The organism is Actinomadura fulvescens, from assembly GCF_039533225.1.
In the GTDB taxonomy this organism is placed as follows: domain Bacteria; phylum Actinomycetota; class Actinomycetes; order Streptosporangiales; family Streptosporangiaceae; genus Spirillospora; species Spirillospora fulvescens.
Genome location: NZ_BAAATD010000014.1, coordinates 26,044 through 51,372 on the forward strand (window position 1 = coordinate 26,044; position 25,329 = coordinate 51,372).

A 25,329-nucleotide genomic window follows, 5' to 3' on the forward strand; every position below is an offset into this window, starting at 1 on the left:
TTTCACGTGGGTGCAAGTTCTCCGCCTCTGTTGGAGGCCTTGCCTCTAGACGAACGGCGCTGGGCGCGCATCGACACATCGCCGGACCATTCGTCAGCGGGGGGTGCGAACGGCTTTACCCGACGTCAGGACCACGGCGCAGCCGTCGCGCCAAGGTCACCCGAGGAGACCGAGGCCGTCGCGGCGGCCAACGCCCACATCACTGACAAGCTGCCGTGGCTCGGCCCGGACGCCCGGCCAGCACTGCGGTACGCCGATGACGGCATCGCGCCGCCCGCGATCGTGAACGCGATCACGCTGCTGTCGCTGGAGACCACGGCGCCGCCGCTGCTGCGCGCGGGGAGATGGCCGGTCCACCCCTTCACACACCCCGCCATGATCACCTCGGAGAGCAGCTCCCGATCCATTGGCGGGAGTTCAAGAACCTCCAGCAACCCTGGCTCGTCGAGCACGCGCTCAAGACCTACGGAATCCCGCTCCTCCACGACGGATCCCCGCTCATCGACGCCCGCCTCCTCGATCCCGACGGCCTGAAGACCACGCTCGCGACGATCGAGGACGAGCCGGGCGGCACCGTAACCCGCTGACGCCATCTGCGCCACGCGTGGCGCACCTCGCCGCACTCAAAAGGCGGCAGGCGCCTGGTCAGTTGAAGCGTTGGCGGATGCGGTGTGCCCGGCTGCGGAGCCGGAACAGCCAGAACGGGTATCGCAGTTGGGCCCGGACGTAGGTGCACCATCCGGCCGCGTCGTCTTGGCGGCACAGCGCGACATGCACCGAGTGCCGTAGCTGGCGTTCCTTGCACAGCGTGGCCACCCGTGCCCACGCGATCGACTCCCCGCCGACATGCTCAGCGCGGGGAGCCTCATCGATCCGGTGGTACAGGCGTTGCTGAACCGTCGCCCGTGCCGCTGCCGCATTCCTCCGCGCCACTCAGCATGAGCGCGGCGACGCGCGTCGCGTTCTTGGTTGCACGACGGGGTCCCTCCGCCGGTATGCCCATGGAGGAACGGCCGGGGCGCAACGGTCAAGCGGCCGGGTCAGGTGGCGGCGGTCAATGCGGGCTTGGGCGCGGTCTTGGCCAGTAGCTCGCGGAACTCCCGTACGGCGGGCCGCTGCCGCTGATCGCGCGGTACGGCCCGAACCACGGTGTTGCCGGTCTCGGTAATGATGTGGCTCCGGTGGGACGCCGGAAGCGAGTCGAGCACCGTCGCAGCCTGCCGCATGCCCTGATCTGTCCCGCCGTTTACGACGGTGCACAGCGCGCCTTGAAGCCGAATCAGAGCCGCATACAGGTGGTCCGTATTCCGGTCGAATACGGCTCTGGCCTCACCCAGTGCCGCGTCTACTTTGTCCGTATCTCCCGCAGCCGCAAAGACTACGAGTTCAGCGTATTGAGGCTGACCGCCATTCCAGTAGCCCGGCATGATGTCGCACGGCGTTCCGGCGGCGGCAAAGAGGTCTTCGGAGGCACGGAGCGTCTGCTTGGCGTCCGAGTGCCTGCCGACCGTGCTGAGCGCCTTCGCGTCTGAGCACACCACAAGGGCTCGGCCAAGCGAGGGCTTGTCGCCTGCGATCCGTTGCGCGTCTTGGGTGAGGCGGAGCACGGTCGTCGGGCTCCTCTGCCCGTACCTCGCGTATCCGGCTTCGGTGGAGCGTATCCCCAGCTGTAGTTCGAGGTCGCCGGTTGCGTCGGCGGCGTCCTTGGCGGTGCGCCACCAGCGGATGGCGGCTCCGTGGTCGCCGAGTCTGGTCAACACGTTGGCGTGCAGGGTCGCCAGGGCGGCCTTGACCCGCTGTAGTTCGGTGAGATCTGCGGCGTCGGCGGTCTCGATCTGGCGTCCGAGCGAGACGAGATCGATCACCAGGTCTTGACGGGCTTGGACGGGTGGCCTGGTGCGCAGCGCGTGGAGATGGTCGTCACAGGCCAGGTGCCAGGCATCGAGGTCGCGGGGTGCGGCGGTCATGGTGAGGTCCATCAGGCGCTGGAGCGCCTCCCCGAGGGTGCCCGGTGACACGGCGGCCCCGGTGCCGAGTGCGGCGAGGAGCTGGAGTGCGGCGCGGCGTTCCACGTCGTCCTCCCATTCTTCGATGGGGGTCCTTTGCTCCACGCTAACCGCTGGCAAGTCAGATCGATACGACGAGGGCAGCTCGGCGGGTGCCAGCGCTGCGAGCTCGCCGTTCGCGCCTAGGAGCGCGTCGAGGCGTTCGGCGAGTTCGGGGGGCGGCGGGGTGATGTCGTGGGAGATCTTGGCCAGTTCACCGACGTCGTAGCCGAGATCTCGGGCAAGGCCGGTGAAGCGGATGCCGCGCTGCGCCATGTGACGGCACATCATCGTGCCGAAGGACGGCTGGGTGCGCGTGACGCCGAACAGCTCGCCTTCGTCGATGTCGAGCGCTTGGGCGATCCAGGCGGACCAGTCACGGGGGAAGTTCACGCCCAGTTCCCATTGCCGCAGCTGCCGTGTCAGTGACCGGATACGGCGTTCTTCATGGGGTGCGCTGATGGTCGTCAGGAGTTGCCGGGCCATCTCGCGTCTGCCCCAGCCACGTGATTCGCGTTCTGCGCGGAGGCGGATGGCCCAAGGCGGCGGCGGCTTGGGCGTGGTCGGTTGCTGGTCGCTCATCGTCGGCACCTTTGCTCGACGTGGGGGGTGAGGTCCTTTCCATTGTTGGCTCGAAGGGTGCGGCTGTGCAGGGCCTTTGAGTCCGCCTGTCCGCGTTGGTGTCCCTACCTGTCGCCATGTGTCCGCATGGTGCCTCCGCCGTCCAGGAGACGGCGGAGGCAGACGTGCGGTTCAGGCGGGGACGTCGGTTACGTGGGGGGCGATGGTGCCGAAGAGATCCCCGATCGTGGTCAGGGCTGCGGTGTGGAGGGCGTCCGCCTGGACCGGTGTGCCATTTGGGGCCGCCAGCGGACGGGTCGCGCAGGCCTCGGCCACGACGGTGGGACGGTAGCCGAGGTTGAACGCGCCCTGGGCGGTGAACTGCACGCACATGTGGGTCATGAAGCCCGCCAGCACCAGGTCCGGCCCGGCGTTCAGGCGGCGCAGCACGTCGAGCAGGTCGGTCTCGTGGAAGGCGTTCGGGAAGCCCTTCACCACGACCGGCTCGCCATCCCGGGGTGCGGCGCGGGTCTCGATCCGTCCGATCTCGGCCCGGATGTCGTACGGGCTGCCCTCGCCGCCGTCGTTGATGACGTGCACCACCGGCGTTCCGGCGGCGCGGGCGCGTTCGAGCAGGCGGGCGGCGGCGTCCAGGGCGGGGTCGGCGCCGGGCAGGGCCATGACGCCGGTGCGGTAGGTGTTCTGGAAGTCGATCATGATCAGCGTCGCGGTCGACAGCGACGGCAGCGAGCCGTCCAGGCCGATCACGTCACGCAGGGTCGTCGAAACGGTCATTTCAGTCTCCTTTTGGCAGGGTGAAGCACCGGCCGGACCGGCCGGGAGCAGGGGAGAGGGGTCAGGCGGCGGTGCGGAACCGCCGCCGGTAGGCCGCCGGGGTCGTACCGAGCCGCCGCCTGAACGCCCGGTGCAGCGTCTCCACCGATCGCAGGCCGCACTCCGCGGCGACGCGTTCCAGCGGCTCGTCGGTGCCCTCCAGCAGGCGCCGCGCAGCCTCCACCCGCGCGGCCTCGACGTACGCCGCCGGGGTCGTGCCGGTCTCCTTGCCGAAGACCCGGGTGAAGTGCCGCTCGCTCAGGCACATCCGTTCGGCGAGCGCCGCCGCCGTCAGGTCGGCGGCCGGGTTCGCGGTGATCCAGGCCCGCAGTTCGTCGAGGTCGCGGCGTTCGGCCGGGGCCTGCCACAGCGGGACGCTGAACTGGCTCTGGCCGCCCTGCCGCTTGAGGTACATCACGAGCTGCCGGGCGACCGCCAGCGCGAGCCGTTCACCGTGGTCCTCGGCGACCAGGGCGAGCGCGAGGTCCATGCACGCGCTGATGCCCGCGCCGGTCCACACGTTCCCCGACCGTACGTAGATCGGGTCGGGGTCCACGGTGACGTCGGGGTGGTCGGCGGCCAGCCGGTCGGCCGTGGCCCAGTGGGTGGTCGCCGTACGGCCCGCCAGCAGCCCCGCGGCGGCCAGCAGGTGGGCGCCGACGCACACCGAGGCGACCCGGCGGGCGTGCGGGGCGGTGGCCGTGATCCAGGCGACCAGGTCCGGATCGATCACCGGTGCGCCGCCGGAGTCGACCGCGCCGGGCACCACGAGGGTGTCGACGCGGTCTCCGACCTCGCCGAAGGTCAGGTCGGTGGCGAGCCGCACCCCGGCGCTGGTGCGCACCTGCCCGCCGTCGGGCCCGGCCAGCGACACCTGGTAGGGCGTCTGGCCGGACATCTCGCGGTTCGCGATGGCGAACACTTCGGCGGGTCCGGTGACATCAAGGAGATCGACATCGGGGAACACGGCGACGACGACACGGTGCGGGGCGGACATGTACCCATTGTCACCGCTGCACCCGAGTGACCGCCACGACGTGGTTCTGTCAGTTCCGGCCATTACGGAGAGTGCACTTATGGTGACGTTTGGTCCGGGTGGGCGTTGGTGAGGCAGATGCTGTGGCCGACGTTCGAACGTGTCGTGACTCCCGCCCGGAGGTGGTGGTGTCCCCGGTGACGGGACCCATCGCCCTGTCGGCGTTCATCGAGGTGCCCTACCGGTTGTATCGCGATGACGCCTGCTGGGTGCCGCCGCGGCGCGGTGACTGCCGGCGGTTGCTGGACCGGCGCCGCAACCGGTTCTTCGAGTACGGGGACGTGGGGTTGTTCGTGGCGCGGCGCGGGCGGACGGTGCTCGGCCGGATCGCCGCGATCCACAACCGGCGCCACCCGTGCGAAGGGTTCTTCGGCCAGTTCGAGTGCGTCGACGATCTGGCGGCTGCCCGTGCGCTGTTCCGCGCGGCCGGGGAGTGGCTGGGGGAGCGCGGGCTGAGCTCGATGCTCGGGCCGGTCAACCTCACCACCAACGACGAGTGCGGCACGCTGATGGAGGGCTTCCACCTCCCACCGGCCCTGCTGACCGCCTACAACCCGCCCTACCATCAGGCGCTGCTGCGAGGATGCGGGCTCACCAAGGCCAAGGACCTGTATTCGTGGGAGTGGATGGCCGAGGGCAGCCGCTTCCCGGCCAGCGTCGGCCGGATCGCCGCCCGGGCCGAACGTGGCGGCGTCACCGTGCGGCACGTGGATCTGAGCGACTTCCGGGCCGAACTCGAACGGGTGCGCACGCTGGTCAATCTCTCGCTCGGCGCCAACTGGGGATTCCAGCCGTTCAGCGACCGGGAGTTCGACGAGCTGGCGCTCCGGCTGCGGCCCTGGCTGCGGCCGGAGTTCCTGCTGATAGCCGAGGTCGGGGGGCGGCCTGCGGGGACGGCGCTGGGCGTTCCGGACGTGAACCGCGCCTTGGCCGCCGCCCGTGGGGCCTTGCCGGGCACGGGGCTGCTGCGGATTCTGCGCGCGGCCCGCCGGATCGACCATGGGCGCTTCCTGCTGATGGGAGTCCTGCCCGAGCACCGGCTGCGCGGAGTCGAGGCGCTCCTGCTGGCGCGCCTGGAGGCCGCGGCGCGCCAGGCCGGGCTGCGCAGCGTGGAGATCTCCTGGACCTTGGAGGACAACCACCACCTCAACCGCGCCTTCGAGCGCTTCGGCTGCCGGCGTACCAAAGTGCACCGCCTCTGGCACCGCGACCTGTGCTGACGGCGCAGAGCCGATCAGCCGCAGACGACGGCGAACGCGTCCAGGATGCGGTCGATGTGGTCGTCGGTGTGAGCGGCGGTGACCGTCAGGCGGATCAGCGACCTGCCCTCGGGAACGCTCGGCGGGATCATCGCCAGCGTGAAGACCCCTTCGTCCAGCAACGTGGAGCACAGCCGCATGCAGCGCACGGCGTCGCCCACCGGCACGGCGATGATCGGGGTGTCGCCCGGGCCGACGCCGGCCAGGCCCAGGGCGGCCAGCTCGGTGCTGAGGCGGGCCGCATGGGCCAGCACCCGGCGGCGGCGTTCGGGCTCGGCCTCGATGATGCCCAGCCCGGCCAGCGCGGCGGCGGCGCTCGCCGGTGGCAGGGACGTGCTGAACAGCATCGCCCGCGCATGATGCCGCAGGTAGTTGATGACCGGTTCGGGGCCGGTGATCGCACCGCCGAGGCCGCCCAGACCTTTGGAGAACGCCACGGTGTACACGTCCACCGCCGACTGCAGGCCGAAGCGTTCCGCGGCACCGCGGCCGCCGGCGCCCAGCACCCCCACGTCGTGGGCGATGTCCAGGCAGAGGCGAACGCGGTGCCGCTCGGCCAGCTTCACGATGCCCGGCAGGTCGCACACGTCCCCGGTCGCCGAGAACAGCCCCTCGCTGAGGACCAGACGGCCCGCGTCCGCCTGGCCGCGTTCCAGCAGGCGCGCCAGATGGCCCAGGTCGTTGTGCCGGAAGCGCCGCAACCGCGCCCGCCCCTGACGCGCCGCGTCGATCAGTGAGGCGTGCACGTGCCCGTCGGCCAGCACCTCGTCCGCCGGGCCGAACAGCGCGCTCAACGCCAGGTTGGCCTGGAAGCCGGTGGTGACCACCATGGCCGCCTCATGGCCCAGGAACCGCGCCAGCCGTCCTTCGAGCTCCTCGTGCAGGGCCAGCGTGCCGTTGGTCAGGCGTGACCCCCCGGTCCCCACGCCCAGCCGTTCGATCGCGGCGACGGCCGCCGCCCGCACCCGCGCATCGCCCGACAGCGCCAGGTAATCACTGGACCCGGCCATGACCACCCGCCGTCCGCCGACCACCACCTCGCCCGCACCGGCCGGCATCTCGATCGGCCGGTAGTAGGGATAGACGCCCATCGCGACCGCTTCGTCCATGAGTCGCCAGTCACGGCACTTGGCGAACATGTCACCTGAGACCTCACCTGCCACGAAAGCCTCCCGCGCACTGGGACGACCGCCACGAGCAACCTCAACAAGTAGTTGCCCAACCACGGCGAGTGGTCACGGGAGAGGTGTCCGAGTACGGACAGGTGTGTCCAACCGGCTAGCGCCGCCCCCTACTTCCAGGTCTTGTCGGGGCCTTCGGGTGCGGGCCAGATCTGGATCAGGTGCCGTTCGGCGTGCCGGGGATCGGTGTGGCCGGCGAGTTCGTGGCGGCGCTTCACCGAGACGCGGACGCGGTAGGTGCGGGACTCGTCCTCGGCGGCGGGCAGTTCCTGGTAACCGGCGGGGCTGGAGGCGTCCTCCAGGAAGTTGCAGCCGATGTCGGGGCCGGTGAAGACCATGCTGACCTCGGTGATCGCGTCCCAGCCGCCGGGCTCGGGCGCCGGCTCGTGGTGGAGGACGTCCAGAACGACCTCGACGATGCTCTCGGGCTCCGAGGTGAAGATTGCCGCCATGTTGCCGTTTCGCTGGGGGAGGACGACGCCGTTTCCGCGGCCGGTGACGTCGGCCGACTGCTGGCCGGTGGTGTAGTCGGTGAGCCAGTACTGGCCGTCAGTGGTCTCGGCGTAGAAGTCGGTCCTGGGCAGGGAGGAATCGGGTTCCCAGGACGGCTCACTGAGCTCCTTCAGCCACTCGGGCGGGGCCGAGGGCGCGACCCAGAGTTGGATCAGGTGCTTCTCGACGAGTTCGTCGCCCTGCTCGACCGAGATGTGCTGGCGTTCGGTGGCGGCTTGGCGGCCGGTGGCGTGGAGGCGGACCCGGTAGCTGCCGTCCTCGGGAAGGCGCAGGTCGAGGCCGGAATCGGAGAAGAGCGACTCGACGTAGGCGTCCTGCCCGAGCGTCAGGCTGAACTCGATCGCCTCTTCCCAGCCGGTCAGGTCCGGCTCGGGGCGGCGGCTCCAGACCTCGACGGTCAGCGGGAGGTCGAAGCCGTACATCCCGGTCAGCACGGCGGCCATGTGCCCGCTCGCGTCGAGCGCGACGAGCGGGAACGCCCCAGGGATCTCGTTGTCGTGCAGCGTCTCGGCGTCCCACTCGACATCGTCACGCAGCCAGTACTGGTGATGGTCGGGCTTCACCAGGCCGCTGTAGACGACCTTTTCGTTGTCCACGTCTTTCATCCTCGCCTACGAAGGTGAACGGGGCGGAGTCCGTCGCTCCGCCCCGTTCATAGGAAACGTCAGACGGAGACGCGGAAGGCGTCGCCGCGGGTACGGGCCGACGTCGCGTTCAGGACACGTTGCTGGTTGAAGAACGTGGCGATGCGACCACCCTGGCTGTTGTTCTCCCGGAGAGGCACCCAGCCGTAGCCGTTACCGCGCCTGGCACCGCCCTCGTTCGTGCCGGCGAAGGCGTACTCGTCACAGCTGGGCCTGTTGTTCCCGGTCGCGGGCAGAGGCCAGCCCGCCGGGGGCCGCCATCCCGGAGGAAGCGTCGCCCGGCCGCAGACCGCGCGACGGTTGGCGGCGGTCAGGAAGTTGTTGCGGTGCAGCACCTTGGGCGCGCCGCGACGCTGCCACGTGCGGATGTTCGGTGCGATGAAGCGCAGGCTCCGCATGGTGGTGAGGGTCGGCGTGAACCTGGGGAAGACACAGCCGGCCTTGGGGCCGCGGCTGGTGCTCGTCCTCCGCATCCTGTCGTCGCACCGGAAGTCGATCGGCGACCGCCAGGTGGCCGGGCCGGGGACGTAACCGGGCTTGAGCGGCGACAGCACATACCGGGTGCGGGCCTGGTGGACCCGCCCGAACCGCACGCCGTCGGAGTAGGAGATCTTGCCGCGGATGATGGAACCGACGCGCAGCGTCTTGCCGTTCACACCGGTGGAGCGGGCCCGGCATCCGCTGCCGCACGACACCGAGAAACCGGCGCGGATGCCGCCGGCGTTGCCGACGATGCGGTCGGTCTTCAGCGAGATCCGCTCACTGAACGCGCGGCTCGTGGTCTTGAGGTTGATGGTCTGCGTGATCGTTCCGTACAGCCGTCCGGTCACCACGCGGTTGCGGATCACGGTGACGGTGAGCTTGGTCCTCCAACAGAGCACTGTCCGGTTGTAGACGTTGCAGGGCGCCGCCGTCCTCGCTCCCTGATCCGCGGCGGCGGGCGCCTCCGGCGACGTGCTGACCACGACCTGCTCGGACGGCTGGGCCGCCGCCTGGCCGGCCGCGCCGGCGGCCGAGGCGGTTCCGGTGGTCAAAGGTGCCAGCAGTGCGACCGAAATGCCCAGGATCGCAGTGCTGTGGAGCCATCGTTGACGTTTCAAGTCAACCTCCGTGACTGGGGGGATAAAGGCATACGCACGTTACGATCAAGAACGTCGCGGGAGCATCGTGTGAATTACGGCATTTGGTGCGAAGAACGAGGTCTGTGGCAAACCCTGTCAATTACGGATAACGCGGACATGATCCGTCTGCCTGATCCGAGAGATCACTGAGAAGGCGGGCGGAAGCCGCGCCACGGCCGGCGCTGACCCGATCCGGTCGCCGGTGGAACGGACCATTCATTCGCCGGGGTGTTGTACTGAGGGGCTGCACAAAAGTGATCCGGAGGGAGATCGGATGTCCAGGCGACTCGTGCGGAACACGTTCTCGATCTCGGTCGCGACCACGGCGCTGGCTTCGGCCATGACCGTGGTGTCACCCCCGGTGCAGAGCGCGACAGAGCTGCGCTTCACCTCCGCCATGTGCGTCAGGGACAGCGTGAACCGGTGGCGGATTCACTGCGAGGCCACCTGGGAAGGGGGCGCGGACCAGGTCACGGGCCGCTGGAGCAACGGCCTCTACTCCGAGATCGGACCGGGCGAGAGCGACCCGGTCGCGCGCCGTACGTGGGCGACCGGCTACTGCACTCCCAGCTCGTCCTTTCCGAGCCTGCCCAACAGCATTTACACCGTGAAGATAACGCTCACCGACGCCGGTGGCGTGTCGCTGGCCAGGTCCGTACTCGGGGGCTGTCCTCTTGGGTGATCATCGCGCTGACGTGCAACGACACGGAATTGCGGGCAAGACCGCACTATGGAAGCGATAGAACTGCGCAGTCCCGCGTTCAATGATCACGCGATGATCCCGGCGGAGTACTCCCATCAGAACGGAGACACCCCGCCTCCCCTGGAGTGGCTGGACGTTCCCGAGGACGTCGCCGAGCTTGCCCTGATCTGCGAAGATCCGGATGCTCCGAACGGCACGTTCACCCATTGGGCGCTCGCGGCGATCCCACCGGACACCGGCGGGATCGCCGCCGACCAGAACGTCCCGAATGCGGTCAGCGGGCGCAACGACTACGGAACGTCCGGATACGGAGGCCCGCAGCCGCCGATCGGGGAGACGCACCGCTATTTCTTCCGCCTGTACGGCCTGTCCGAGCCGTCCGGGCTCGCTGACGGATTCTCCGCCGACGACCTGCGGGCGAAGGTCCGGGACAAGGCCGTGGCGAGCGGCACGCTCGTCGGCACCTTCGGCCGGTGAACGTGCCGGGCCCGGACCACCATCGTCAGCCACCGGGCGACGAGCCGGTGACCGCCTGCAGCCCGCTGCGGCTGCGGGTGGTGTTGTCGCTGACCGCCCTGGTGTGGGCGGGCGCCGCGGCGATCCTGTTCGTCGTCCTGGGCAGCCGGAACGGAGGCGCGCTCAACTGGAGCCTTGCGGTGGTCTGCCTCGTGATCGTCTTGGTCTCGGCGATCGACCTGCTGGTCATTTCCCGGCGCCTCCGTTCGTGAGCGGACGGGTGACCTTCCGCGCCGAGACCGCCGGACCATGTGGCGCGGCGGTCTCGTTGCCGGACGGGTAGTTAGGGATGCGCGAACGACGGTTCGGCACGCTTGCCGTCCTCGGCGCTGTCGGTTTCCTCGGCGTCTTGGTCGGGGCGCGGGGTGTTCATCAGGATGGCGACGATCACCGCGCCGACCAGGATGATCGCCGCGCCCCAGGCGCTGGCGGTCGCGAAGCCTTCCACCACGGCCTGCCTGGCGGTGGCCGGGCTCGGGCCGTGCGAGGCCAGGTAGTCCGCGGTCGCGCTGGCGGCGATGGTGTTGAGCAGCGCGGTGCCGAGCGATCCGCCGATCTGCTGCGCGGTGTTGATGCTGGCCGAGGCCACGCCCGAGTCGCCGTCGTCGACGCCGTGGGTGGAGTAGTTGAGGGCCACCGGCAGGATCAGCCCCGCGCCGAAGCCGATCAGGAGCTGGGCGACCAGGACGCCGCCCGCGTAGGAGGTGTCGGCCTCCACCCTGAGCATCCACAGCATGCCGACGCAGCTGATGAGCATGCCGGGCACGATCAGCGCCCGCGGCGCGACCTTGGGCAGCAGCCGGGTGGTGAGCCCACCGGCCGACAGCAGGACCGACGTGACCATCGGCAGGAAGCCCACACCCGTCTTGACCGGCGAGAATCCCTTGACGATCTGGAGGTAGAAGGTCATGAAGAGGAACGCCCCGAACATCCCGATGACGGCCAGGCCCACGGCCAGGTAGGCGCCGCCACGGGTACGGCTGGCGACCACGCGCGGCGGCAGCAGCGGCTCCGCCACCCGGCTCTCGACGAAGCCGAACGCCGCGAGCAGCGCCGCGCCGGCGGCCAGCAGGCCGATGACGTTCGCCGAGCCCCACCCGTCGGACTCGGCCCGGCTGGTGGCGTACACGATCGCGACCAGCCCGCTGGTCACCAGCAGCACGCCGGGGATGTCGAACCGGGACTTGCCCTCGCGCCGCGACTCGGTCAGCATCGCCTGCCCGCCGATCGCCGACAGCAGGGCGATCGGGATGTTGATGTACAGGCACCAGCGCCAGTCCAGGTACTGGGTCAGCGCCCCGCCGGCCAGCAGCCCGACCGCGCCGCCCGCCGCCGAGATGGCGCCCCAGATCCCGAACGCCTTGGCGCGTTCCTTCGGCTCCGGGAACGTCACCGTGAGCAGCGACAACGCGGACGGCCCGAGCAGCGCGCCGAACACGCCCTGCAAGGCACGGGCGATCAGCAGCAGCTCGAAGTTCCCCGCCGCGCCGCCGAGCGCCGACGCGCCCGCGAAGCCGAGCAGAGCGATCAGGAAGGTCCGTTTGCGGCCGGTGTAGTCGGCGATCCGGCCGCCGAGCAACAGCAGGCTGCCGAACGCCAGCATGTAAGAGGTGATGATCCACTGCCGGTCGCCGTCGGAGATCCCCAGATCCCGCTGGACCGACGGCAGCGCGATGTTCACCACGGTGGCATCCAGAACGATCATGAGCTGGGCCAAGCCGATGAAGAACAACGCGCCCCAGCGGCGCGGCGTGGCCTGCGCCTTCGTGGTCGCCATGACTTCGTCCTCACTCCTAGCAGTCGTTTGCCGCCTCACGCGGCGTTCTGACGACCATGGAGACGCCCGCCGTCCGAGCCCTGTGACATGACGTATGCCACTGCCCGCGGGCGTCACAAAACAGCGGGGACCGTCGTCTTGTACGTGTGGCAGTCGAAAGAAACGAAACGATGACGGTGGCCACCGAGGCGTTCGTCACCCACCGCAACCTGCTGTTCACCGTCGCCTACGAGATGCTCGGGTCGGCCGCCGACGCCGAGGACGTTCTCCAGGAGACCTGGCTGCGATGGGTGGACGTCGATCTCGGCGCCGTCCGCGACCAGCGTGCCTACCTGGTGCGGATCGCGACCCGCCTGGCTCTCGACCGTCTGCGTTCGCTCGGCCGCCGCAAGGAGTCCTACGTCGGCTCCTGGTTGCCCGAGCCTCTGCTGACCGCGCCGGACGTGGCCGAGGACGTCGAGCTGGCCGACAGCGTCTCGATGGCGATGCTGCTGGTGCTGGAGACGCTCGCCCCGACCGAACGGGCCGTCTTCGTCCTGCGCGAGGTGTTCGACCTGCCCTACGACGAGATCGCCGAGGCGGTCGACAAGAGCCCCGCCGCCGTCCGCCAGATCGCCCACCGGGCACGGGCCCACGTCGCCGAGCGCCGTCCACGCGACGTGGTGTCCCCGGCCGAGACCCGCGCCGCCCTCGACGCGTTCCGGCGAGCGATCGAAACCGGCGCCATGCAGGACCTCTTCGACATCCTCGCGCCCGACGTCGTCCTGCTGTCCGACGGCGGCGGACTCTCGCACTCCGTGCCGCGGCCCATCACGGGAGCCGCCAAGGTGATGCGCCTGCTGGCCGCCGGCATGCCCAAGGTCAGCGGCCAGGCGTCGATCGAACCGGTCCAGGTCAACGGCTGCCCCGCCCTGATCCTCCGCCTAGGCAGCGGACACGTGACCGTCATCGCCGTCCGCATCGACGACGGCCTCATCACCGGCCTCTACTTCGTCCGCAACCCCGCCAAACTCTCCCGCGTAAAACAAGAAACCTCCCTAACCCGCTAGGCCGCTAACCCGCTAACCCGGCTTGATGCCGGCCGGCGGGCGCCCCCGCCGGCTGGACGCGCAGAAAGTTCGAGGTGCTACCCCACCGGATCCCCTTGCTGGCGCCTGTTGATGGGTGAGGATGTTCCAACGGGATTCAGGAGGCCCAGGTGGCCGACATAGGCGCGTTCACCCTTGCGTTGGGCGGAGTGCTGGCCGGGGGCGGGATGTGGAGCGTGCTGCGCATCCTCGCCCGAGGCCGTGTCGCCGTGGCGCTGGAACGCCAGCGTGCGGCCTCGGTCGCGCAGGCCCTGGAGCGTCTGCCGCCCGGTGGTGCGGTCTGCGAGCTCGACGAGGGCGGCACGTTCCGCGCGATCACCAAGCCCGCGCCGGGCGACTGACCATCGCCATGAGACGGGAGCCCCCTGACCACCGCGAGAGGCATGACCAGGAGATCTGCGACCTGTACGTCGCCGAGGCGACGCGGCTCGCCGCTCACCTGGTGCGTAAGGGCGCTTCGCCGGAGATGGCGGCCGATGTGGTCCATGACAGTTTTCTGGCGACCAGGCTGCGCTGGCATGTGGTGCGGACCTACGAGTGCCCGCGCGGCTATCTCTACCGGGTCGCCGAGAACAGGCTGCGCCGGCTGCTGGGCCTGGAGCGGAGCCTGGCGGTACCGCATCCCGACCCGCACGCCGCCGCCGGTCACGGCCTCGGCGCGGGTACGGCGGGACCCGAACTCGAACTACGGCTGGTGATCGACGAGGCGATCACCCGACTGCCGCCGCAGATGCGGCGGGCGGCGCGGTTGTACTACCTCGCGGATCACACGGTGGCGCAGGTGGCGGGCATCATGGGTATTGGTCAGGGCACGGTGAAGGGCTACCTGCGCGAGGCCCGGGAACGCCTGAAGGGTGAGCTCGGCGGCGACTTCGGCGATCGGACGGAGGGCGAACGATGAGCGGCATCGCCTCCCGCCATGCGGGTGAGGTCCGCGACAGCGAACTGCTCGCCCGCCACGTCCAGGGCGACCGGCAGGCCTTCGCCGAGCTGATCCATCGGCACCGCGACCGGATGTGGGCGGTGGCGATGCGCACTCTCGGAGATCCGGAGGAGGCGGCGGACGCGCTGCAGGACGCCTGTCTGTCGGCGTTCCGGGCGGCGGAACGGTTCAGGGGGGACGTGGCGGTCACGACGTGGCTGCACCAGATCGTGGTGAAGGCCTGCCTTGACCGGCTGCGGCGCAGGTCCGCACGGCCTGCGACGCCGATGGGCGACGCCACGTTCGACGTGGTGGAGCCGGACCCCACCGACGCTCATGGGGTGGCACTCGACGTGCTGGCGGCGCTGGCGTCTCTGCCGTTCGAGGAGCGTGCGGCCTTGGTCCTGGTCGACATGATGGGCTACCCCGTCGATGACGCGGCCAGGGCGCTGGAGGTGCCGGCCGGGACGGTCAAGAGCCGCTGCGTGCGGGGGCGCGCCCGGCTCGGCCCCCTGCTGCGCCACCACGGCGAACGCCCGGGATCACAGGCACCGCCCGCGCCCGACGTCCAGCGGCTGCTCGCGGCACTGCGGCGCCTGCACATCGACCCCGAGGAACGCCGGCGCGTTCTCTCGATCGCCGCCGCCGCCGTCACCGACGAACTCCCCGGCCCGCAGAGTCGGCCACCCCGCGAGCGCGGGTGACAGGGCGCGACGCCGCGGGCGCTGCGTCGCTGCTCGGGGGGCCGGTGTAGCGTTCTTCTACTACACGTCGTAGTTCATGGTGAGGTCATGCGTCCCCCTGGTTGGTTCCGCCTGATGCGTGCCGGGCTGTTCGCCTCGGTGTGCGTCGTGCTGTCGCTGGCGGGACACGATCTGATGGCGGCGCGGCCAGCGCCCGCGTGGGCCGGGTGGACGGCGCTGGCCGGGCTGACCGCTGTCGGGCACTGCCTGGCCGATCGGCGGCGTTCGGCCTGGTGGCTGCTGCTCGCCGTCGAGGTGATGCAGGGCGTGCTGCATGCGTGGTTCACCTGGTCCGCGCATGTCGGCGTGGCGTCTGGCGGGGTCGCGCATCATGGCGGCGCGGGAACGGGCACGCGGATGGACCACGACGGCGCGTCCCCGGGGATGCTCGGCGCCCACCTGCTGGCGGGTGCGCTGGTCGCGCTCTGGCTGTACGCGGGGGAACGTGCCTTGTGGCGGATGCTGGACGCCGCCGCCGGGCTGCTGCTGAGGCCGCTGCTGTGGACGTTCGCCGTCCTGTTCGGCGGCGGGCTCCTCGGTGAGGTGCGGCCGACGCGCCACGGGCACGGGCCGGACGACGGCGAGCGCCCGCTGTGCCTTGCCGTGCTGTGCCACAGCCTCGTACGGCGCGGTCCTCCTCAGCCGGTCACCTGATCACGGCCCGTTCACGGCGGTCCGCGGCGTTCGCGCGCCGCGCCGCCCGTTCCGCCTGCTCCGCCGGGCGCGGGGTCGTGGTCGCAGGACACCGACCTTGCGATTTCGATCGAGGAGCACCATGTACCTTCGGCATGCCCACATCAGCCGGCGTCTCCGCCGGGCGGTGGCGCTCGGGCTGTTCGTGCCCGCGCTGCTGACGAGCTGCGGGAACGGCACCGAGCCGCAGGCGGCGCCGGCCGAGACGGCCGCGCCGGACGGCGTCCGCCGTATCGAACTGCCCCGTCCCCTTCCCCAGCCGGACCTGACGCTGACCGGCGTCTCCGGGCGTCCCGTCAACCTGGCCGAGGCCACCAAGGGCAAGGTGGCGCTCGTCTTCTTCGGCTACACCAACTGCCCGGACGTCTGCCCGACCACGATGGCCGACGTCGCCGCGGCGCTGCGCAAGATGCCTCCCGGCGAACGAAGCCGAATCGCCGTGGTCTTCGTCTCCAGCGATCCATGGCGCGACACCCCCAAGGCGATCAAGAGCTGGCTCGCCGCGTTCGACCGGTCCTTCATCGGGATGACCGGCGACTTCACGAAGATCCAGGCGGCGGCCAGGACGCTCGGCATCGGGCTGGAACGTCCCGAGGTGCGCGAAGGCGACTACGAGGTCACCCACGGCGGGCAGCTCGTGGTGTTCGGCACCGACCGCCGGGCCAGCGTGATCTACCCGTCCGGGGTGTCGTCGCGGGAACTCGCGGCCGACCTGCCCAGGCTGCTGCGGGGAGGCGCCTCGTGACCGGCGGAACGGACCACCTGGGGCGGCGCCGGTTGCTCGGGGCCGCTTCCCTGGTCGGCGGCGGGCTGATGGCCGGGGTCGCCGGGGCGGGGGTGGCCGAGGTCGCCCGTTCGGAGCCCGGAGGCGACACCGGCCGGCGCGTCCCGTTCGACGGGGACCACCAGGCGGGCATCCTCGCCCCGCCTGCGGCGCACGGCCGCTTCACCGCGTTCGACCTGGAACGGCGGGCGGACAAGGCCGCGGTGACCTCGCTGCTGAAGGTGTGGACGGACGCCGCGCGGCGGTTGACGACCGGTCCGGCCTTGTTGACCGTCACGGTGGGGTTCGGGGCCTCGCTGCTGCGGCGGATCGGAGCGCCGGTGCCCGCGGAACTGGAGCCGTTGCCTGCGTTCCCGCGCGACGCGATCGACCCGCGCCGCAGCGACGGGGACCTCGGCGTGCTCGTCGCCGGCGACGACGCGTTCGTGGCCGCGCAGGCGCTGCGCGTCCTGGTCACGGCCGGGCGCGGGACCGTTCGGCCGCGCTGGCAGATGACCGGATTCAGCACCGCGGACGGAACGGGCACCACGCCGGGCGGCGGCATGCGCGCCACGCCGCGCAACCTCATGGGCCAGCTCGACGGCAGCGGCAATCCGCGGCCGGACGATCCGGGCTTCGACCAGAAGATCTTCGCGGCCGGTCCGGCCTGGATGCGCGGCGGCAGTTACCTGGTCTTCCGGCGGATCCGCATGCTGCTGGACGAGTGGGAGCGGCTGCCGCGCCACCGGCAGGAGCAGATCATCGGCCGGCGCCGCGACACCGGGGCGCCGCTGTCGGGCGGCACCGAGTTCACGGCGCCCGACCTGCGCAAGCAGAACCCGGACGGAGGCCTCGCCATCGCGGGCGGCGCGCACGTCCGCCAGTCGTCGCCACTGTCCAACTCCGGCGCGACCATCCTGCGCAAGGGCCTGTCGTACTTCGACGGGTACCGCCCCGACGGCACGCCCGACGCCGGGCTGCTGTTCATCGCGTTCCAGGCCGACCCTCGGCACGGGTTCACGCGCATCCAGCAACGGCTCGCCAGGGCGGACGACCTGAGCCGGTTCGTCCGGCACGAGTCGAGCGCGTTGTTCGCCGTCCCGCACGGCTGCCGACCGGGCCACTACCTGGGCCAGGACCTCATGGAGGGCCGATGAGAGCCGCAGCCGGCTTCGCGGTGCTGCTCACCGCGTTCTTCGCCGTCTCGTTCGCCGCCGGCAGGCTCGCCGGGCCGGTTTCGCCGGGCATGCACCGCACCGAGCCCGGCACCCTGCCCGCCACCTCCGGCCCCGGCACCGGCGAACGTCCGGGCATGGGCGGCATGCCGATGAACGGGGGACGGCCGTGAGCACGCAGACGACCCACCTGGCCATCGAGGGCATGACCTGCTCGGCGTGCGTGACGCGGGTGGAACGACGGCTCGGCCGCCTTGAGGACGTCACCGCCACGGTGAACCTCGTCACCGGCCGCGCCCAGGTCGCCCATCCCGCTTCGATCGGCCTCGACGACCTGCTGGAAGCGATCAAACAGGCCGGTTACCGCGGACGCCCGGACGTCCCCGAGCCGCCCGCAGCTCAAGGGGCGGGCGAACCGGCGCGCGGCGGTCTTGACCGCGTGATTGTCATGACCGTGCTGGCCACGCCGGTTCTGGTGTTGTCGATGGTGCCCGCGCTGCAGTTCCGCAACTGGCAATGGCTGTGCTTCGCATTGGCCGCGCCGGTGGCGATCTGGGGAGCGTGGCCGTTCCACACCCAGGCGGTACGCGGCCTGCGGCACGGCAACGCGACCATGGACACCCTGGTCAGCCTTGGCGTGCTCACCGCGTTCGCATGGTCGGTCTACGCGTTGTTCGTGGGCGGGGCGGGAGAACCGGGGATGAGCATGCCGTTCGCCTGGACCGCCACACCGGACGAGGCCACCGCGCACCTTTACCTGGAATCGGCTGCCGGAGTGGCGCTGTTCGTGTCGATCGGCCGTTTCCTGGAGGCGCGTGCCCGCCGCCGTACGGGATCGGCGCTGGCCTCACTGGACGACCTGGCCGCTAAGGAGGTGACCCTTGAGGACGGGACGCGGATACCTGCACGGCGGCTCGTGCCGGGACAGCGGTTCGTGGTCCGTCCCGGCGAGACCGTCGCCGCCGACGGCGTCGTGGTCGAGGGCGCGTCGGCGCTCGACGCCCGGCTGGTCACCGGCGAGGCCGTACCGGTGGAGTGCGGCCCGGGCGACCGCGTGACCGGCGGCACCGGCAACGTCGGCGGCGTGCTGGTCGTCCGCGCCACCGCGGTCGGTGCCGACACCCGGCTCGCCAGGATCGCCGCGCTGCTGAACGACGCGCAGCTCGCCAAGGCGCGGGCGCAGCGCCGCGCCGATCAGATCGCCGGGGTGTTCGTGCCGGCGGTGCTGGTGGTCGCCGCGGTCTGCCTCGGTTTCTGGCTCGGTGCCGGGGCCGCGCCTGCGGCGGCGGTCACCACGGCCATCGCCGTCCTGGTCGTGGCGTGCCCGTGTGCGCTCGGGCTGGCGGTGCCACTGGCGTTCCTGGCGGCCACCGGCGCCGGGGCGCGCGCCGGAGTGGTGATCGGCGGCCCCCGAGCATTGGAACGGCTCGGCCGCGTCGACACCGTCGTCCTCGACAAGACCGGCACGCTCACCCGCGGTCGCATGACGCTCCTGGCGGTCGCCGCCGACGAGGATGCCGACGAGGTCCTGCGGCTGGCCGCTGCCGTCGAGCACGCCTCCGAGCACCCGATCGGCCGCGCCGTCGTACGGGCGGCCCGCGCACCATTGCCCGAGGTCACGGCGTTCCGGGCCGTCCCTGGGTACGGCGTGCGCGGGCAGGTCGAAGGGCGTGAGGTCGCGGTCGTCCGCTGCGACGACACCGCGCCGCTGCCCGCGCCGCTGCGCGCCGCAGTCGTCCAGGCCGACGAGCAGGGGCACACCGCCGTCGTCGTACGCGTCGACGGCCACCCGGTCGCGGTGCTGACGGTCGGCGACACCGTCCACGACGACGCGGCCGAGGCGATCGGGCGGCTGCGACGCGGCGGGCTTCGCCCGGTGATGGCCACCGGCGACCGCCTCGCGGCCGCGCACGCCGTCGCCGAACGTGTCGGGATCACCGACGTCCACGCCGGAATCGGTCCCGAAGACAAGGCGGCGCTGGTGGCCGACCTGCAGTCACAAGGCCGTTCGGTCGCGGTCGTCGGCGACGGCGTCAACGACACGATCGCGCTCGCCCGCGCCGACCTCGGCGTCGCCGTCGCGGGCGGCACCGACGCCGCGATCGCGGCCGCCGACGTCACGCTGGTACGCCCCGGCGTCACGGCCCTGGCCGACGCGATCCACCTCGCCCGGCGCGCCCGGACGACGATCACGACGAACCTCGCGTGGGCGTTCGCCTACAACGCCGTCACCGTCCCGGCGGCGGCGCTCGGGCGGCTCAACCCCATGCTGGCCGCCGTCGCCATGTCGCTGAGCTCCCTGCTCGTCGCGGGCAACAGCCTGCGCCTGCTCCGCGAGCGACGACGATGAACACAATCAGCGCCACGCTGGCGGCAGGCGGTGCCGCACTGGTGCTCCTCACGGCCTGGACGGCCACCGGCCAGGCCGGTCGTCCCGCGCGCCTCCAGATCACCGACGCGCGGGTCATGGCACCCACCGCCGCGCAGACCGGCGCCTACTTCACCGTGCGCAACCACGGCGACCAGCCCGACGAACTGCTGGACGTCCGCACGCCGCTCTCCGCGTCGGCCATGATCTCCCGGCACGTCTACCGCGACGGAGCCGGCCGGATGGCGATGCAGGGCCGTCTCGCCGTCCCGTCGCACACCACCGTCCGCATGACCCCGTCCACCGTCAACATCATGATCCGACCACTCGAACCCCTCCGCGCCGGCCGCTCCGTACCGTTCACGCTGGTCTTCCGCCATGCAGGCGAGGTCCGCGTCAGCGCGGTCGTCACCCCACCCGGCGGAAACTGACGCTCAGGCGCAACCCAAAGGTTGCGCCTGAGCGCACCACAAGAGCCGCCTCATCGCCCTCCCGGCCTCACCCAACAACATCACCGGCACCGACCACCTCATCGACGGCGGCATGATCAAACCGCCTGACCATCGCAGGCGTTGATCCGGGGGACTCCGAGCGTCAGGCCGAGGCGGTTGCTCGCCATTCGTCTTCGAGGATCGAATGTACGACGGAGTCCCGCCACTGCCCGCAGATGCGCAGATGGTGCCGGATCCGGCCTTCCTCGATCATGCCGAGCTTGCACATGAGGTGCTCGGAGACGGTGTTGGCCGGAGCCCGGGCGCCCCACAGGCGGTGCAGGCCGAGCTCGTCGAAGCCGAGCCGCATCAGCAGGCGGACGGTTTCGGCGCCCAGGCCCTGGCTCCAGGTGTCTTTGCGGAGGGCAAAGCCGAGCTGGCCGCTGGACTGGCCGGGGTGCTGGGTGTCGACGGCGAGGCGGGCGAACCCGATGACCTGCCCGGTGTCGGTGAGAGCCGCGGCGAGGGAGTACTCGGTCCGCGGCTCGGCTCGGGCGGCGGCGGTCACGGCGTTGATGGTGGTGCCGACCTGGTCACGGGTGCGGGGTTCGAAGCTGAGGTGCTCGGTGACGACCGGGTCGCCATAGATCTCCAGCACCGCGTCGATGTCGGCGTCGGTGAACTCGCGCAGCGTGAGGCGATCGCCGTGGACCGTGACCGGATACATGCTGATCGACCCTAGTCGACCGGTGATGGTCAGCGGCCTGGGGGCAGCGCGGCGGCACGCAGCTGCGAGTAGCTTTCGATCTCTTGCTGGGTATCGCGGGCGAGAGGCACGGTTCGGTAGCCGGTGGCGCGCAGGGCTTGGTGGACGCGCATCACGCTGGTGACGATGCCGCCGATGCGGTGGTCGGGTGGCAGGTCCAGAACGGGCCGCAGCGCGTGGGCGGCGCCGTCGAGGTCACCACTGTTGACGCGGGCGAGTGCTTGGTCGGCGCGGGCGCCGGCCTCATCGCTGAAGGAACGCTCCAGCTCGTCGGCGGCCTCATAGGCGGTGATGGCCTCTTCGGCGGCCTGGGCTGCTTGGTCCTCGGCTCCGGGCAGCCAGACGCGGGCGTCGGCGGCGTAATACAACTGGCGGGGCCGGGGAAAGGTCATGATCCCGCCCAGTTCGTCGAGTTCGTCGCCGCGCACGCCGTCACGGGCGGCGTTGGCCTGGCTGATGGCGGCCTCGGCTTTGGCATGGTCGCCGAGCACGGCCCAGGCGCGGGCTTCCTGGGCGGGCAGCCACACCGAGGAGGTCCCGGTGGCGGCCGTCGCGGGTTCGTCGCCCAGCTGGGCATAGCGGACGGCTTCGTGGGGCCATCCGGCCCAGTAGGCGATCATCGACTGCAGCCCGCGGGTCCATGCCTGCAGCCCGGGATGTCCGGCGTTGTCGGCGCAGACATGGGCGGTCCGTGCCTGGGTCATGGCCGAGTGCGGGTCGCCGAGGTCGTGGGAGGCCTTGGCGAGCATCCCGCACAACGCTCCGGCCAGCAGGTACAGGTCGGTGGTCTCAGCGGGCCGCTGTCGGCCTTCCAACAGGCGGAACGTCACATCCTGCAGATCGACCAGGTCGGCGAGCAGGGTCGGGAGCGGCTGCTGGGGATAGGCGATGGCCAGCCGGGCGACCTCGGCTCGGAGCTGGTCGAGGGTCTCGGGTCCAACATTGGAGCCCTCTGCTGTGACGCCGAATCGCAGTGCTCTGCGTGCTGCCATTTCAACCTGCCTTTCCAGATGACCGGCGACCGTCGTCAGCGGCGGCCGGGAGGCTTGCCCGGGCATCGTCGTCGAAGTGATGGATACCGGTCCGAGGACCGGGAGTGCGCCCGCACTCACTGACGCCTGCAGGGCGCTGTCGCCGGCGGTGCTCAGTGGTCCGGTGAACGCGGTGTTGCAGCGGATCAGCACGGCGCGTTCGTGCTCGTCCAGCCGGTCCAGAGCGTTGGGATCCAGCAGCCGCAGCGGAGTGGTGCCATAGATTGTTGCGAGGGCGATGATCTGGGTGGCCTGCGGCGCCCGGGCACCTGCCGCCGGGAACGCCTCCAATCGCGACAGCAGCGGCTGGTCCATCATCGACCCGGTCGCCTGGGCGGCATACCGTTCGACGACCTCGGGCTGAGACCAGCCCAGGGCCATCCGGACGGCGGCCAGCCGCGAGCACCCGGTCAGGTGCCGGATCTCCTCGGAGATCTCCTCCATGCCGCGGCCTTGGCTGGTCATCGCCGTCCGCAGCCGGGTGACGTCCCGCTTGCTCCATCCGCCCATCACGAACTCTCTCCTCGCGTCCATCCGGGCTGTTGGGGCCAGCGTCGCCGCCGCCTGGCAGATACGGCAACAGGGCAAAACGGACACGGAGTGCCCGGGTGACATAGGCGCCGCTCCCATGGCGACAAATTCCCAGGTCAGAGGAGCGGCGGGTGCATAGAAAGCATGTCTCAATCCCTGGTGACCGGCGGTGTCAAATCGCGTTCACTCGGTCTCCACCACCAGCACGCCCGTACCGGGGTTTGAGACCCCTCGTGATTCCGCCGGAGCCGCACATGACTGTGCTCCCCGTCGAACGGCAGGCACTGATGCCGTCACCACCCCCGACACCACGACCATCGCAGTGTTTTACCCATGACCCGGACGATCCCGACCGGGAGCGGACGGTGTTGCCGCTGGCCGCGGTGCCGAGCGCGGTGGGCGGCGCCCGCCGGTTCGCCGTCGCCCAGTTGCGCACGTGGGGACTGGACCCGCTCGCCGACGACGTCGAGATCGTCACCAGTGAGCTGGTGACCAACGCCGTCCGCGAGGTCGGCCTGGACACCCCGCCCGATGGCTACGTCGCCTTGCATGACGCGCATCCGCCGCTGATCTTGCTGCAGCTGCGGCTGACCACACGCCATCTGTTCTGCGAGGTCTGGGACCCCAGCCCCTCCCCGCCCGTCGCGGTCGAGGCCGGTGACTTCGCCCTGGGCGGCCGGGGGATGGCGCTGATCGCGTCGCTGGCCGGCCGCTGGGCCTCCTACCCCAGCCCGGCCGGCGGCAAGGCTGTCATTGCCTGGTGGGAGCTGGCGCGATGAGCTTTGATCGGCGCACGGCTCGCCGCGATCGCGCCAGCGCTGACGCGTCCGCGTCCGCGTGCCACGGCACGCCGCCGCCTGCACAGGATCTGGTACTGATCCTGCCCGACAGCATCACCGAACCTCAGGTCCTGCAGGCGGTCACCCAGGCACTCAGCGCCTTCCGCGCCGGCCTGGTACGCGAGGCGACCGCCTACACCGATGCGGCCCGCCGGGCCCGCGACCCGATCCGCCGCGCCACCCTGGCGGGGCAGGCCCAGGCGACCAACCAGGCCGTCACACGGCTGGATGAGGCGATCATTGCCCAGCTGAACCTCTGGGCCCGGTACGACCGCTGGCAGCGGCTATCCGGTACCGGAAGCCGGCCGGATGGTCTCCGCGACGAGCAGTCGGAACTCCCCTGAACCCCGCGGCGGCCAGGCCGACGACAACAACGTGCTTGGAGTCCCTGGCCGTCGCGGTCAAGGCGTCGCGGCACCGCCCGTTCCCGGCCACGCCCCGGTTCGGCGACAGCCTGGTGGTCGCCGCCGACCTGGTCTGCACACAGCTTTCTCAGCCCCCCGAACCGAGAGGAAGGGACCCATATGGTTGATCGTCTGAACGTTGACCGGGATCAGGTCCGCACGGAGTGCGAGGCGTTGATCATGGCGGGTGTGTCCGGGGCGGTCGAGGGTCCGCTGCGGTATCTGGAGCGGGTGAGGTCGCGCCGGGGTGGGCGGTGGCCGGGCCGGTGATGGCCGGGGTGTTCGCGGACGCGATCCAGCGTGACGCCGTCACGGCGGGCGTGGTCATCGCCGGTGTGGCGGATGTGGCACGGCTCGCGCCTTCGGAGCGGCACGGGTACGCGCGGCTGATGCCTTTCAAGATCCCGGCGCAGACCCAGATTAAGGCGCGCGGCATCCATCGCGTGATGCTGCGTCATGCCCGCGCGTACGTGAAGGCGTGGGTACGCGGCAGTCATGAGGAAGCCGGCGCGGTCCTGATGAGGATGGGCGAGGAGCAGCTTGGGCAGTTGGTGTTCATGCTGTGGGCGATCGCCATGCAGGCCCGGCGCGAGGCTCTCGCCGACACCGCATAAGACCCCTCCGGCCCCGGCTTAATCCTGTCGGCCGGGGCCACGGGCCAAGCGGCGTGACCGTCGCGGAGGATCTGTCCCCAACAGCCCTTGCGGCCGTCACCCCCCACCGTGAGGAGGGACCATGGAGACCTCGAACACGATCAGGGTCGCTGTGCTTGGGTCAGCCGCCGTACTCCTGCTTGGCGCGGCCGAGGAGTGCGGCGCGAGCAGCGGAAGCGGAGTCGGCGGCGGCGACCTGGCCTGCAACGCTGGGATCGACCAGACCCCCCGTGTCATCGACCTTGGCGGCACCTCCGCGGTCGAGGCCGTCATCCACACGTTCTGCCGCGAACGGCAGCAGCGCCATTCGGTGAAGGTCGCGCTCTGGTATCAGGACGAGTCGCAAGGGTGGGTGCAGGTGCACACCATCACCGACGACACCGTCCCGACGCCGGGCAAGGCGCGCAAGATTCCGATCAGTACGACCGAGTGCCGCGACGGCCGTTGGCAGGTCCGCTACTTCGTGTCGGGAACCAGCAGGGCAGGGAAGCGGTTTCGTTACCCTGACAAGGGCGAGAACAAGAACAGGCTCGGATCACGGATCCGTTGCAGCCGATGAGGGAGACGACATGAAGTCCGGATACTCCCCATGGTCAGGCAGCAAAGCCTCGCTGTACCTGGATCGTGTCCGCCGCCCGTACTGGCTGGTGAGGCTCCGGTCCAAGGTCACCACCAAATGGGTGTACTGGCGCGGCGGAAACCACACGACTCACGGGTGAGCGTCCGGAGGAC

Annotated in this window: 29 protein-coding genes and 1 pseudogene; 19 read left to right on the forward strand and 11 right to left on the reverse strand. The window is 70.7% G+C overall.

Annotated elements, in window-relative coordinates:
• Window positions 1-125 precede the first annotated feature (125 nt).
• The 5 genes from ABD333_RS38070 to ABD333_RS38090 form a co-directional block, all read right to left on the reverse strand.
• A complete protein-coding gene (locus ABD333_RS38070; protein ID WP_344547460.1) occupies window positions 126-602 on the reverse strand; it encodes a hypothetical protein in 477 nt (158 codons plus the stop codon).
• 43 nt (window positions 603-645) lie between these two features.
• Window positions 646-816 (reverse strand): hypothetical protein, encoded by a 171-nt coding sequence (locus tag ABD333_RS38075; RefSeq protein WP_344547461.1) that lies wholly within the window; start codon window positions 814-816, stop codon window positions 646-648.
• A 224-nt stretch (window positions 817-1,040) separates the two neighbouring features.
• Window positions 1,041-2,636: a helix-turn-helix domain-containing protein gene (locus tag ABD333_RS38080; protein WP_344547462.1), complete on the reverse strand. Its 1,596-nt coding sequence runs from the start codon at window positions 2,634-2,636 to the stop codon at window positions 1,041-1,043.
• A 162-nt stretch (window positions 2,637-2,798) separates the two neighbouring features.
• Window positions 2,799-3,401, reverse strand: a complete 603-nt coding sequence (locus ABD333_RS38085; RefSeq protein ID WP_344547463.1) for a cysteine hydrolase family protein — start codon at window positions 3,399-3,401, stop codon at window positions 2,799-2,801.
• A 61-nt stretch (window positions 3,402-3,462) separates the two neighbouring features.
• Window positions 3,463-4,437: a GlxA family transcriptional regulator gene (locus ABD333_RS38090; protein WP_344547464.1), complete on the reverse strand. Its 975-nt coding sequence runs from the start codon at window positions 4,435-4,437 to the stop codon at window positions 3,463-3,465.
• A gap of 176 nt (window positions 4,438-4,613) precedes the next feature.
• On the opposite strand from ABD333_RS38090, the gene ABD333_RS38095 reads away from it, so the two are divergent.
• Window positions 4,614-5,696, forward strand: a complete 1,083-nt coding sequence (locus tag ABD333_RS38095; RefSeq protein ID WP_344547465.1) for a GNAT family N-acetyltransferase — start codon at window positions 4,614-4,616, stop codon at window positions 5,694-5,696.
• 14 nt (window positions 5,697-5,710) lie between these two features.
• Here ABD333_RS38095 and ABD333_RS38100 read toward each other — a convergent pair whose 3' ends face one another.
• The 3 genes from ABD333_RS38100 to ABD333_RS38110 form a co-directional block, all read right to left on the reverse strand.
• The gene (locus ABD333_RS38100) at window positions 5,711-6,898 is read right to left on the reverse strand and encodes an aminotransferase class I/II-fold pyridoxal phosphate-dependent enzyme (RefSeq protein ID WP_344547466.1); all 1,188 of its coding nucleotides are present in this window, start codon (window positions 6,896-6,898) and stop codon (window positions 5,711-5,713) included.
• Between the two features lie 128 nt (window positions 6,899-7,026).
• Window positions 7,027-8,025, reverse strand: a complete 999-nt coding sequence (locus ABD333_RS38105; protein WP_344547467.1) for a hypothetical protein — start codon at window positions 8,023-8,025, stop codon at window positions 7,027-7,029.
• 68 nt (window positions 8,026-8,093) lie between these two features.
• Window positions 8,094-9,107: a NucA/NucB deoxyribonuclease domain-containing protein gene (locus tag ABD333_RS38110; RefSeq protein ID WP_344547468.1), complete on the reverse strand. Its 1,014-nt coding sequence runs from the start codon at window positions 9,105-9,107 to the stop codon at window positions 8,094-8,096.
• A 361-nt stretch (window positions 9,108-9,468) separates the two neighbouring features.
• Here ABD333_RS38110 and ABD333_RS38115 point away from each other — a divergent pair, with 361 nt between their 5' ends.
• The 3 genes from ABD333_RS38115 to ABD333_RS38125 all read left to right on the forward strand — a co-directional run bounded on the left by ABD333_RS38115 (window position 9,469) and on the right by ABD333_RS38125 (window position 10,625).
• Window positions 9,469-9,876 carry a hypothetical protein gene (locus ABD333_RS38115; RefSeq protein ID WP_344547469.1) on the forward strand — a complete coding sequence of 136 codons (408 nt, stop codon included), beginning with the start codon at window positions 9,469-9,471 and terminating at the stop codon, window positions 9,874-9,876.
• A gap of 93 nt (window positions 9,877-9,969) precedes the next feature.
• Window positions 9,970-10,374 carry a YbhB/YbcL family Raf kinase inhibitor-like protein gene (locus tag ABD333_RS38120; RefSeq protein ID WP_344547470.1) on the forward strand — a complete coding sequence of 135 codons (405 nt, stop codon included), beginning with the start codon at window positions 9,970-9,972 and terminating at the stop codon, window positions 10,372-10,374.
• Window positions 10,371-10,625, forward strand: coding sequence for a DUF6343 family protein (locus ABD333_RS38125; protein ID WP_344547471.1), 255 nt, complete (start codon window positions 10,371-10,373; stop codon window positions 10,623-10,625). The genes ABD333_RS38120 and ABD333_RS38125 overlap by 4 nt, the downstream gene beginning before the upstream one ends.
• Window positions 10,626-10,696: 71 nt before the next feature.
• Here ABD333_RS38125 and ABD333_RS38130 read toward each other — a convergent pair whose 3' ends face one another.
• The gene (locus tag ABD333_RS38130) at window positions 10,697-12,190 is read right to left on the reverse strand and encodes an MFS transporter (protein ID WP_344547472.1); all 1,494 of its coding nucleotides are present in this window, start codon (window positions 12,188-12,190) and stop codon (window positions 10,697-10,699) included.
• A 170-nt stretch (window positions 12,191-12,360) separates the two neighbouring features.
• Between ABD333_RS38130 and ABD333_RS38135 the strand changes: the two genes are divergently transcribed.
• From ABD333_RS38135 to ABD333_RS38180, 10 genes and pseudogenes are all read left to right on the forward strand, one after another.
• The gene (locus tag ABD333_RS38135; protein ID WP_344547473.1) at window positions 12,361-13,239 is read left to right on the forward strand and encodes an RNA polymerase sigma-70 factor; all 879 of its coding nucleotides are present in this window, start codon (window positions 12,361-12,363) and stop codon (window positions 13,237-13,239) included.
• A 149-nt stretch (window positions 13,240-13,388) separates the two neighbouring features.
• A complete protein-coding gene (locus ABD333_RS38140) occupies window positions 13,389-13,619 on the forward strand; it encodes a hypothetical protein (protein WP_344547474.1) in 231 nt (76 codons plus the stop codon).
• Between the two features lie 8 nt (window positions 13,620-13,627).
• On the forward strand, window positions 13,628-14,179 hold the full coding sequence (locus ABD333_RS38145) for an RNA polymerase sigma factor (RefSeq protein WP_344547475.1): 552 nt from the start codon (window positions 13,628-13,630) through the stop codon (window positions 14,177-14,179).
• Window positions 14,176-14,763, forward strand: a pseudogene (gene sigM / locus ABD333_RS38150) (RNA polymerase sigma factor SigM); the annotation flags it as partial. The gene ABD333_RS38145 and the pseudogene sigM, both read left to right, overlap by 4 nt.
• A 228-nt stretch (window positions 14,764-14,991) precedes the next feature.
• Window positions 14,992-15,597, forward strand: coding sequence for a hypothetical protein (locus ABD333_RS38155; RefSeq protein WP_344547476.1), 606 nt, complete (start codon window positions 14,992-14,994; stop codon window positions 15,595-15,597).
• 121 nt (window positions 15,598-15,718) lie between these two features.
• Window positions 15,719-16,381 carry an SCO family protein gene (locus tag ABD333_RS38160; protein ID WP_344547477.1) on the forward strand — a complete coding sequence of 221 codons (663 nt, stop codon included), beginning with the start codon at window positions 15,719-15,721 and terminating at the stop codon, window positions 16,379-16,381.
• A complete protein-coding gene (locus tag ABD333_RS38165; RefSeq protein WP_344547478.1) occupies window positions 16,378-17,556 on the forward strand; it encodes a Dyp-type peroxidase in 1,179 nt (392 codons plus the stop codon). Before ABD333_RS38160 ends, ABD333_RS38165 begins: the two co-directional genes overlap by 4 nt.
• Window positions 17,553-17,747, forward strand: a complete 195-nt coding sequence (locus ABD333_RS38170) for a hypothetical protein (protein WP_344547479.1) — start codon at window positions 17,553-17,555, stop codon at window positions 17,745-17,747. The genes ABD333_RS38165 and ABD333_RS38170 overlap by 4 nt, the downstream gene beginning before the upstream one ends.
• The gene (locus ABD333_RS38175) at window positions 17,744-19,924 is read left to right on the forward strand and encodes a heavy metal translocating P-type ATPase (protein ID WP_344547480.1); all 2,181 of its coding nucleotides are present in this window, start codon (window positions 17,744-17,746) and stop codon (window positions 19,922-19,924) included. Before ABD333_RS38170 ends, ABD333_RS38175 begins: the two co-directional genes overlap by 4 nt.
• On the forward strand, window positions 19,921-20,373 hold the full coding sequence (locus tag ABD333_RS38180) for a copper chaperone PCu(A)C (protein ID WP_344547481.1): 453 nt from the start codon (window positions 19,921-19,923) through the stop codon (window positions 20,371-20,373). The genes ABD333_RS38175 and ABD333_RS38180 overlap by 4 nt, the downstream gene beginning before the upstream one ends.
• A gap of 163 nt (window positions 20,374-20,536) precedes the next feature.
• On the opposite strand, the gene ABD333_RS38185 is transcribed toward ABD333_RS38180, so the two are convergent.
• A complete protein-coding gene (locus tag ABD333_RS38185) occupies window positions 20,537-21,100 on the reverse strand; it encodes a GNAT family N-acetyltransferase (RefSeq protein WP_344547482.1) in 564 nt (187 codons plus the stop codon).
• 29 nt (window positions 21,101-21,129) lie between these two features.
• Window positions 21,130-22,680 carry an NsdA family TPR-like regulatory protein gene (locus ABD333_RS38190; RefSeq protein ID WP_486303486.1) on the reverse strand — a complete coding sequence of 517 codons (1,551 nt, stop codon included), beginning with the start codon at window positions 22,678-22,680 and terminating at the stop codon, window positions 21,130-21,132.
• Between the two features lie 275 nt (window positions 22,681-22,955).
• On the opposite strand from ABD333_RS38190, the gene ABD333_RS38195 reads away from it, so the two are divergent.
• The 5 genes from ABD333_RS38195 (at window position 22,956) to ABD333_RS38215 (ending at window position 25,316) form a co-directional block, all read left to right on the forward strand.
• Window positions 22,956-23,480 carry an ATP-binding protein gene (locus ABD333_RS38195; protein ID WP_344547484.1) on the forward strand — a complete coding sequence of 175 codons (525 nt, stop codon included), beginning with the start codon at window positions 22,956-22,958 and terminating at the stop codon, window positions 23,478-23,480.
• Window positions 23,477-23,884, forward strand: coding sequence for a hypothetical protein (locus ABD333_RS38200; protein ID WP_344547485.1), 408 nt, complete (start codon window positions 23,477-23,479; stop codon window positions 23,882-23,884). The genes ABD333_RS38195 and ABD333_RS38200 overlap by 4 nt, the downstream gene beginning before the upstream one ends.
• A 314-nt stretch (window positions 23,885-24,198) precedes the next feature.
• Complete coding sequence (locus ABD333_RS38205; RefSeq protein WP_344547486.1) at window positions 24,199-24,558, forward strand: hypothetical protein; 360 nt, start codon at window positions 24,199-24,201, stop codon at window positions 24,556-24,558.
• Window positions 24,559-24,679: 121 nt separating this feature from the next.
• Window positions 24,680-25,156: a hypothetical protein gene (locus tag ABD333_RS38210; RefSeq protein ID WP_344547487.1), complete on the forward strand. Its 477-nt coding sequence runs from the start codon at window positions 24,680-24,682 to the stop codon at window positions 25,154-25,156.
• Window positions 25,157-25,166: 10 nt separating this feature from the next.
• Window positions 25,167-25,316 (forward strand): hypothetical protein, encoded by a 150-nt coding sequence (locus ABD333_RS38215; protein WP_344547488.1) that lies wholly within the window; start codon window positions 25,167-25,169, stop codon window positions 25,314-25,316.
• Window positions 25,317-25,329: the final 13 nt, after the last annotated feature.

What these genes read in the sequence shown, in the direction of transcription:
- ABD333_RS38085 (WP_344547463.1), bottom strand. Translation starts at nt 3,401, where the DNA reads ATGACCGTTTCGACGACCCTGCGTGACGTGATCGGCCTGGACGGCTCG.
- ABD333_RS38090 (WP_344547464.1), bottom strand. Translation starts at nt 4,437, where the DNA reads ATGTCCGCCCCGCACCGTGTCGTCGTCGCCGTGTTCCCCGATGTCGAT.
- ABD333_RS38115 (WP_344547469.1), top strand. Translation starts at nt 9,469, where the DNA reads ATGTCCAGGCGACTCGTGCGGAACACGTTCTCGATCTCGGTCGCGACC.
- ABD333_RS38120 (WP_344547470.1), top strand. Translation starts at nt 9,970, where the DNA reads ATGATCCCGGCGGAGTACTCCCATCAGAACGGAGACACCCCGCCTCCC.
- ABD333_RS38130 (WP_344547472.1), bottom strand. Translation starts at nt 12,190, where the DNA reads ATGGCGACCACGAAGGCGCAGGCCACGCCGCGCCGCTGGGGCGCGTTG.
- ABD333_RS38135 (WP_344547473.1), top strand. Translation starts at nt 12,361, where the DNA reads ATGACGGTGGCCACCGAGGCGTTCGTCACCCACCGCAACCTGCTGTTC.
- ABD333_RS38145 (WP_344547475.1), top strand. Translation starts at nt 13,628, where the DNA reads ATGAGACGGGAGCCCCCTGACCACCGCGAGAGGCATGACCAGGAGATC.
- ABD333_RS38155 (WP_344547476.1), top strand. Translation starts at nt 14,992, where the DNA reads ATGCGTCCCCCTGGTTGGTTCCGCCTGATGCGTGCCGGGCTGTTCGCC.
- ABD333_RS38160 (WP_344547477.1), top strand. Translation starts at nt 15,719, where the DNA reads ATGTACCTTCGGCATGCCCACATCAGCCGGCGTCTCCGCCGGGCGGTG.
- ABD333_RS38170 (WP_344547479.1), top strand. Translation starts at nt 17,553, where the DNA reads ATGAGAGCCGCAGCCGGCTTCGCGGTGCTGCTCACCGCGTTCTTCGCC.
- ABD333_RS38180 (WP_344547481.1), top strand. Translation starts at nt 19,921, where the DNA reads ATGAACACAATCAGCGCCACGCTGGCGGCAGGCGGTGCCGCACTGGTG.
- ABD333_RS38185 (WP_344547482.1), bottom strand. Translation starts at nt 21,100, where the DNA reads ATGTATCCGGTCACGGTCCACGGCGATCGCCTCACGCTGCGCGAGTTC.
- ABD333_RS38190 (WP_486303486.1), bottom strand. Translation starts at nt 22,680, where the DNA reads ATGGGCGGATGGAGCAAGCGGGACGTCACCCGGCTGCGGACGGCGATG.
- ABD333_RS38195 (WP_344547484.1), top strand. Translation starts at nt 22,956, where the DNA reads ATGACTGTGCTCCCCGTCGAACGGCAGGCACTGATGCCGTCACCACCC.
- ABD333_RS38200 (WP_344547485.1), top strand. Translation starts at nt 23,477, where the DNA reads ATGAGCTTTGATCGGCGCACGGCTCGCCGCGATCGCGCCAGCGCTGAC.
- ABD333_RS38210 (WP_344547487.1), top strand. Translation starts at nt 24,680, where the DNA reads ATGGAGACCTCGAACACGATCAGGGTCGCTGTGCTTGGGTCAGCCGCC.
- ABD333_RS38215 (WP_344547488.1), top strand. Translation starts at nt 25,167, where the DNA reads ATGAAGTCCGGATACTCCCCATGGTCAGGCAGCAAAGCCTCGCTGTAC.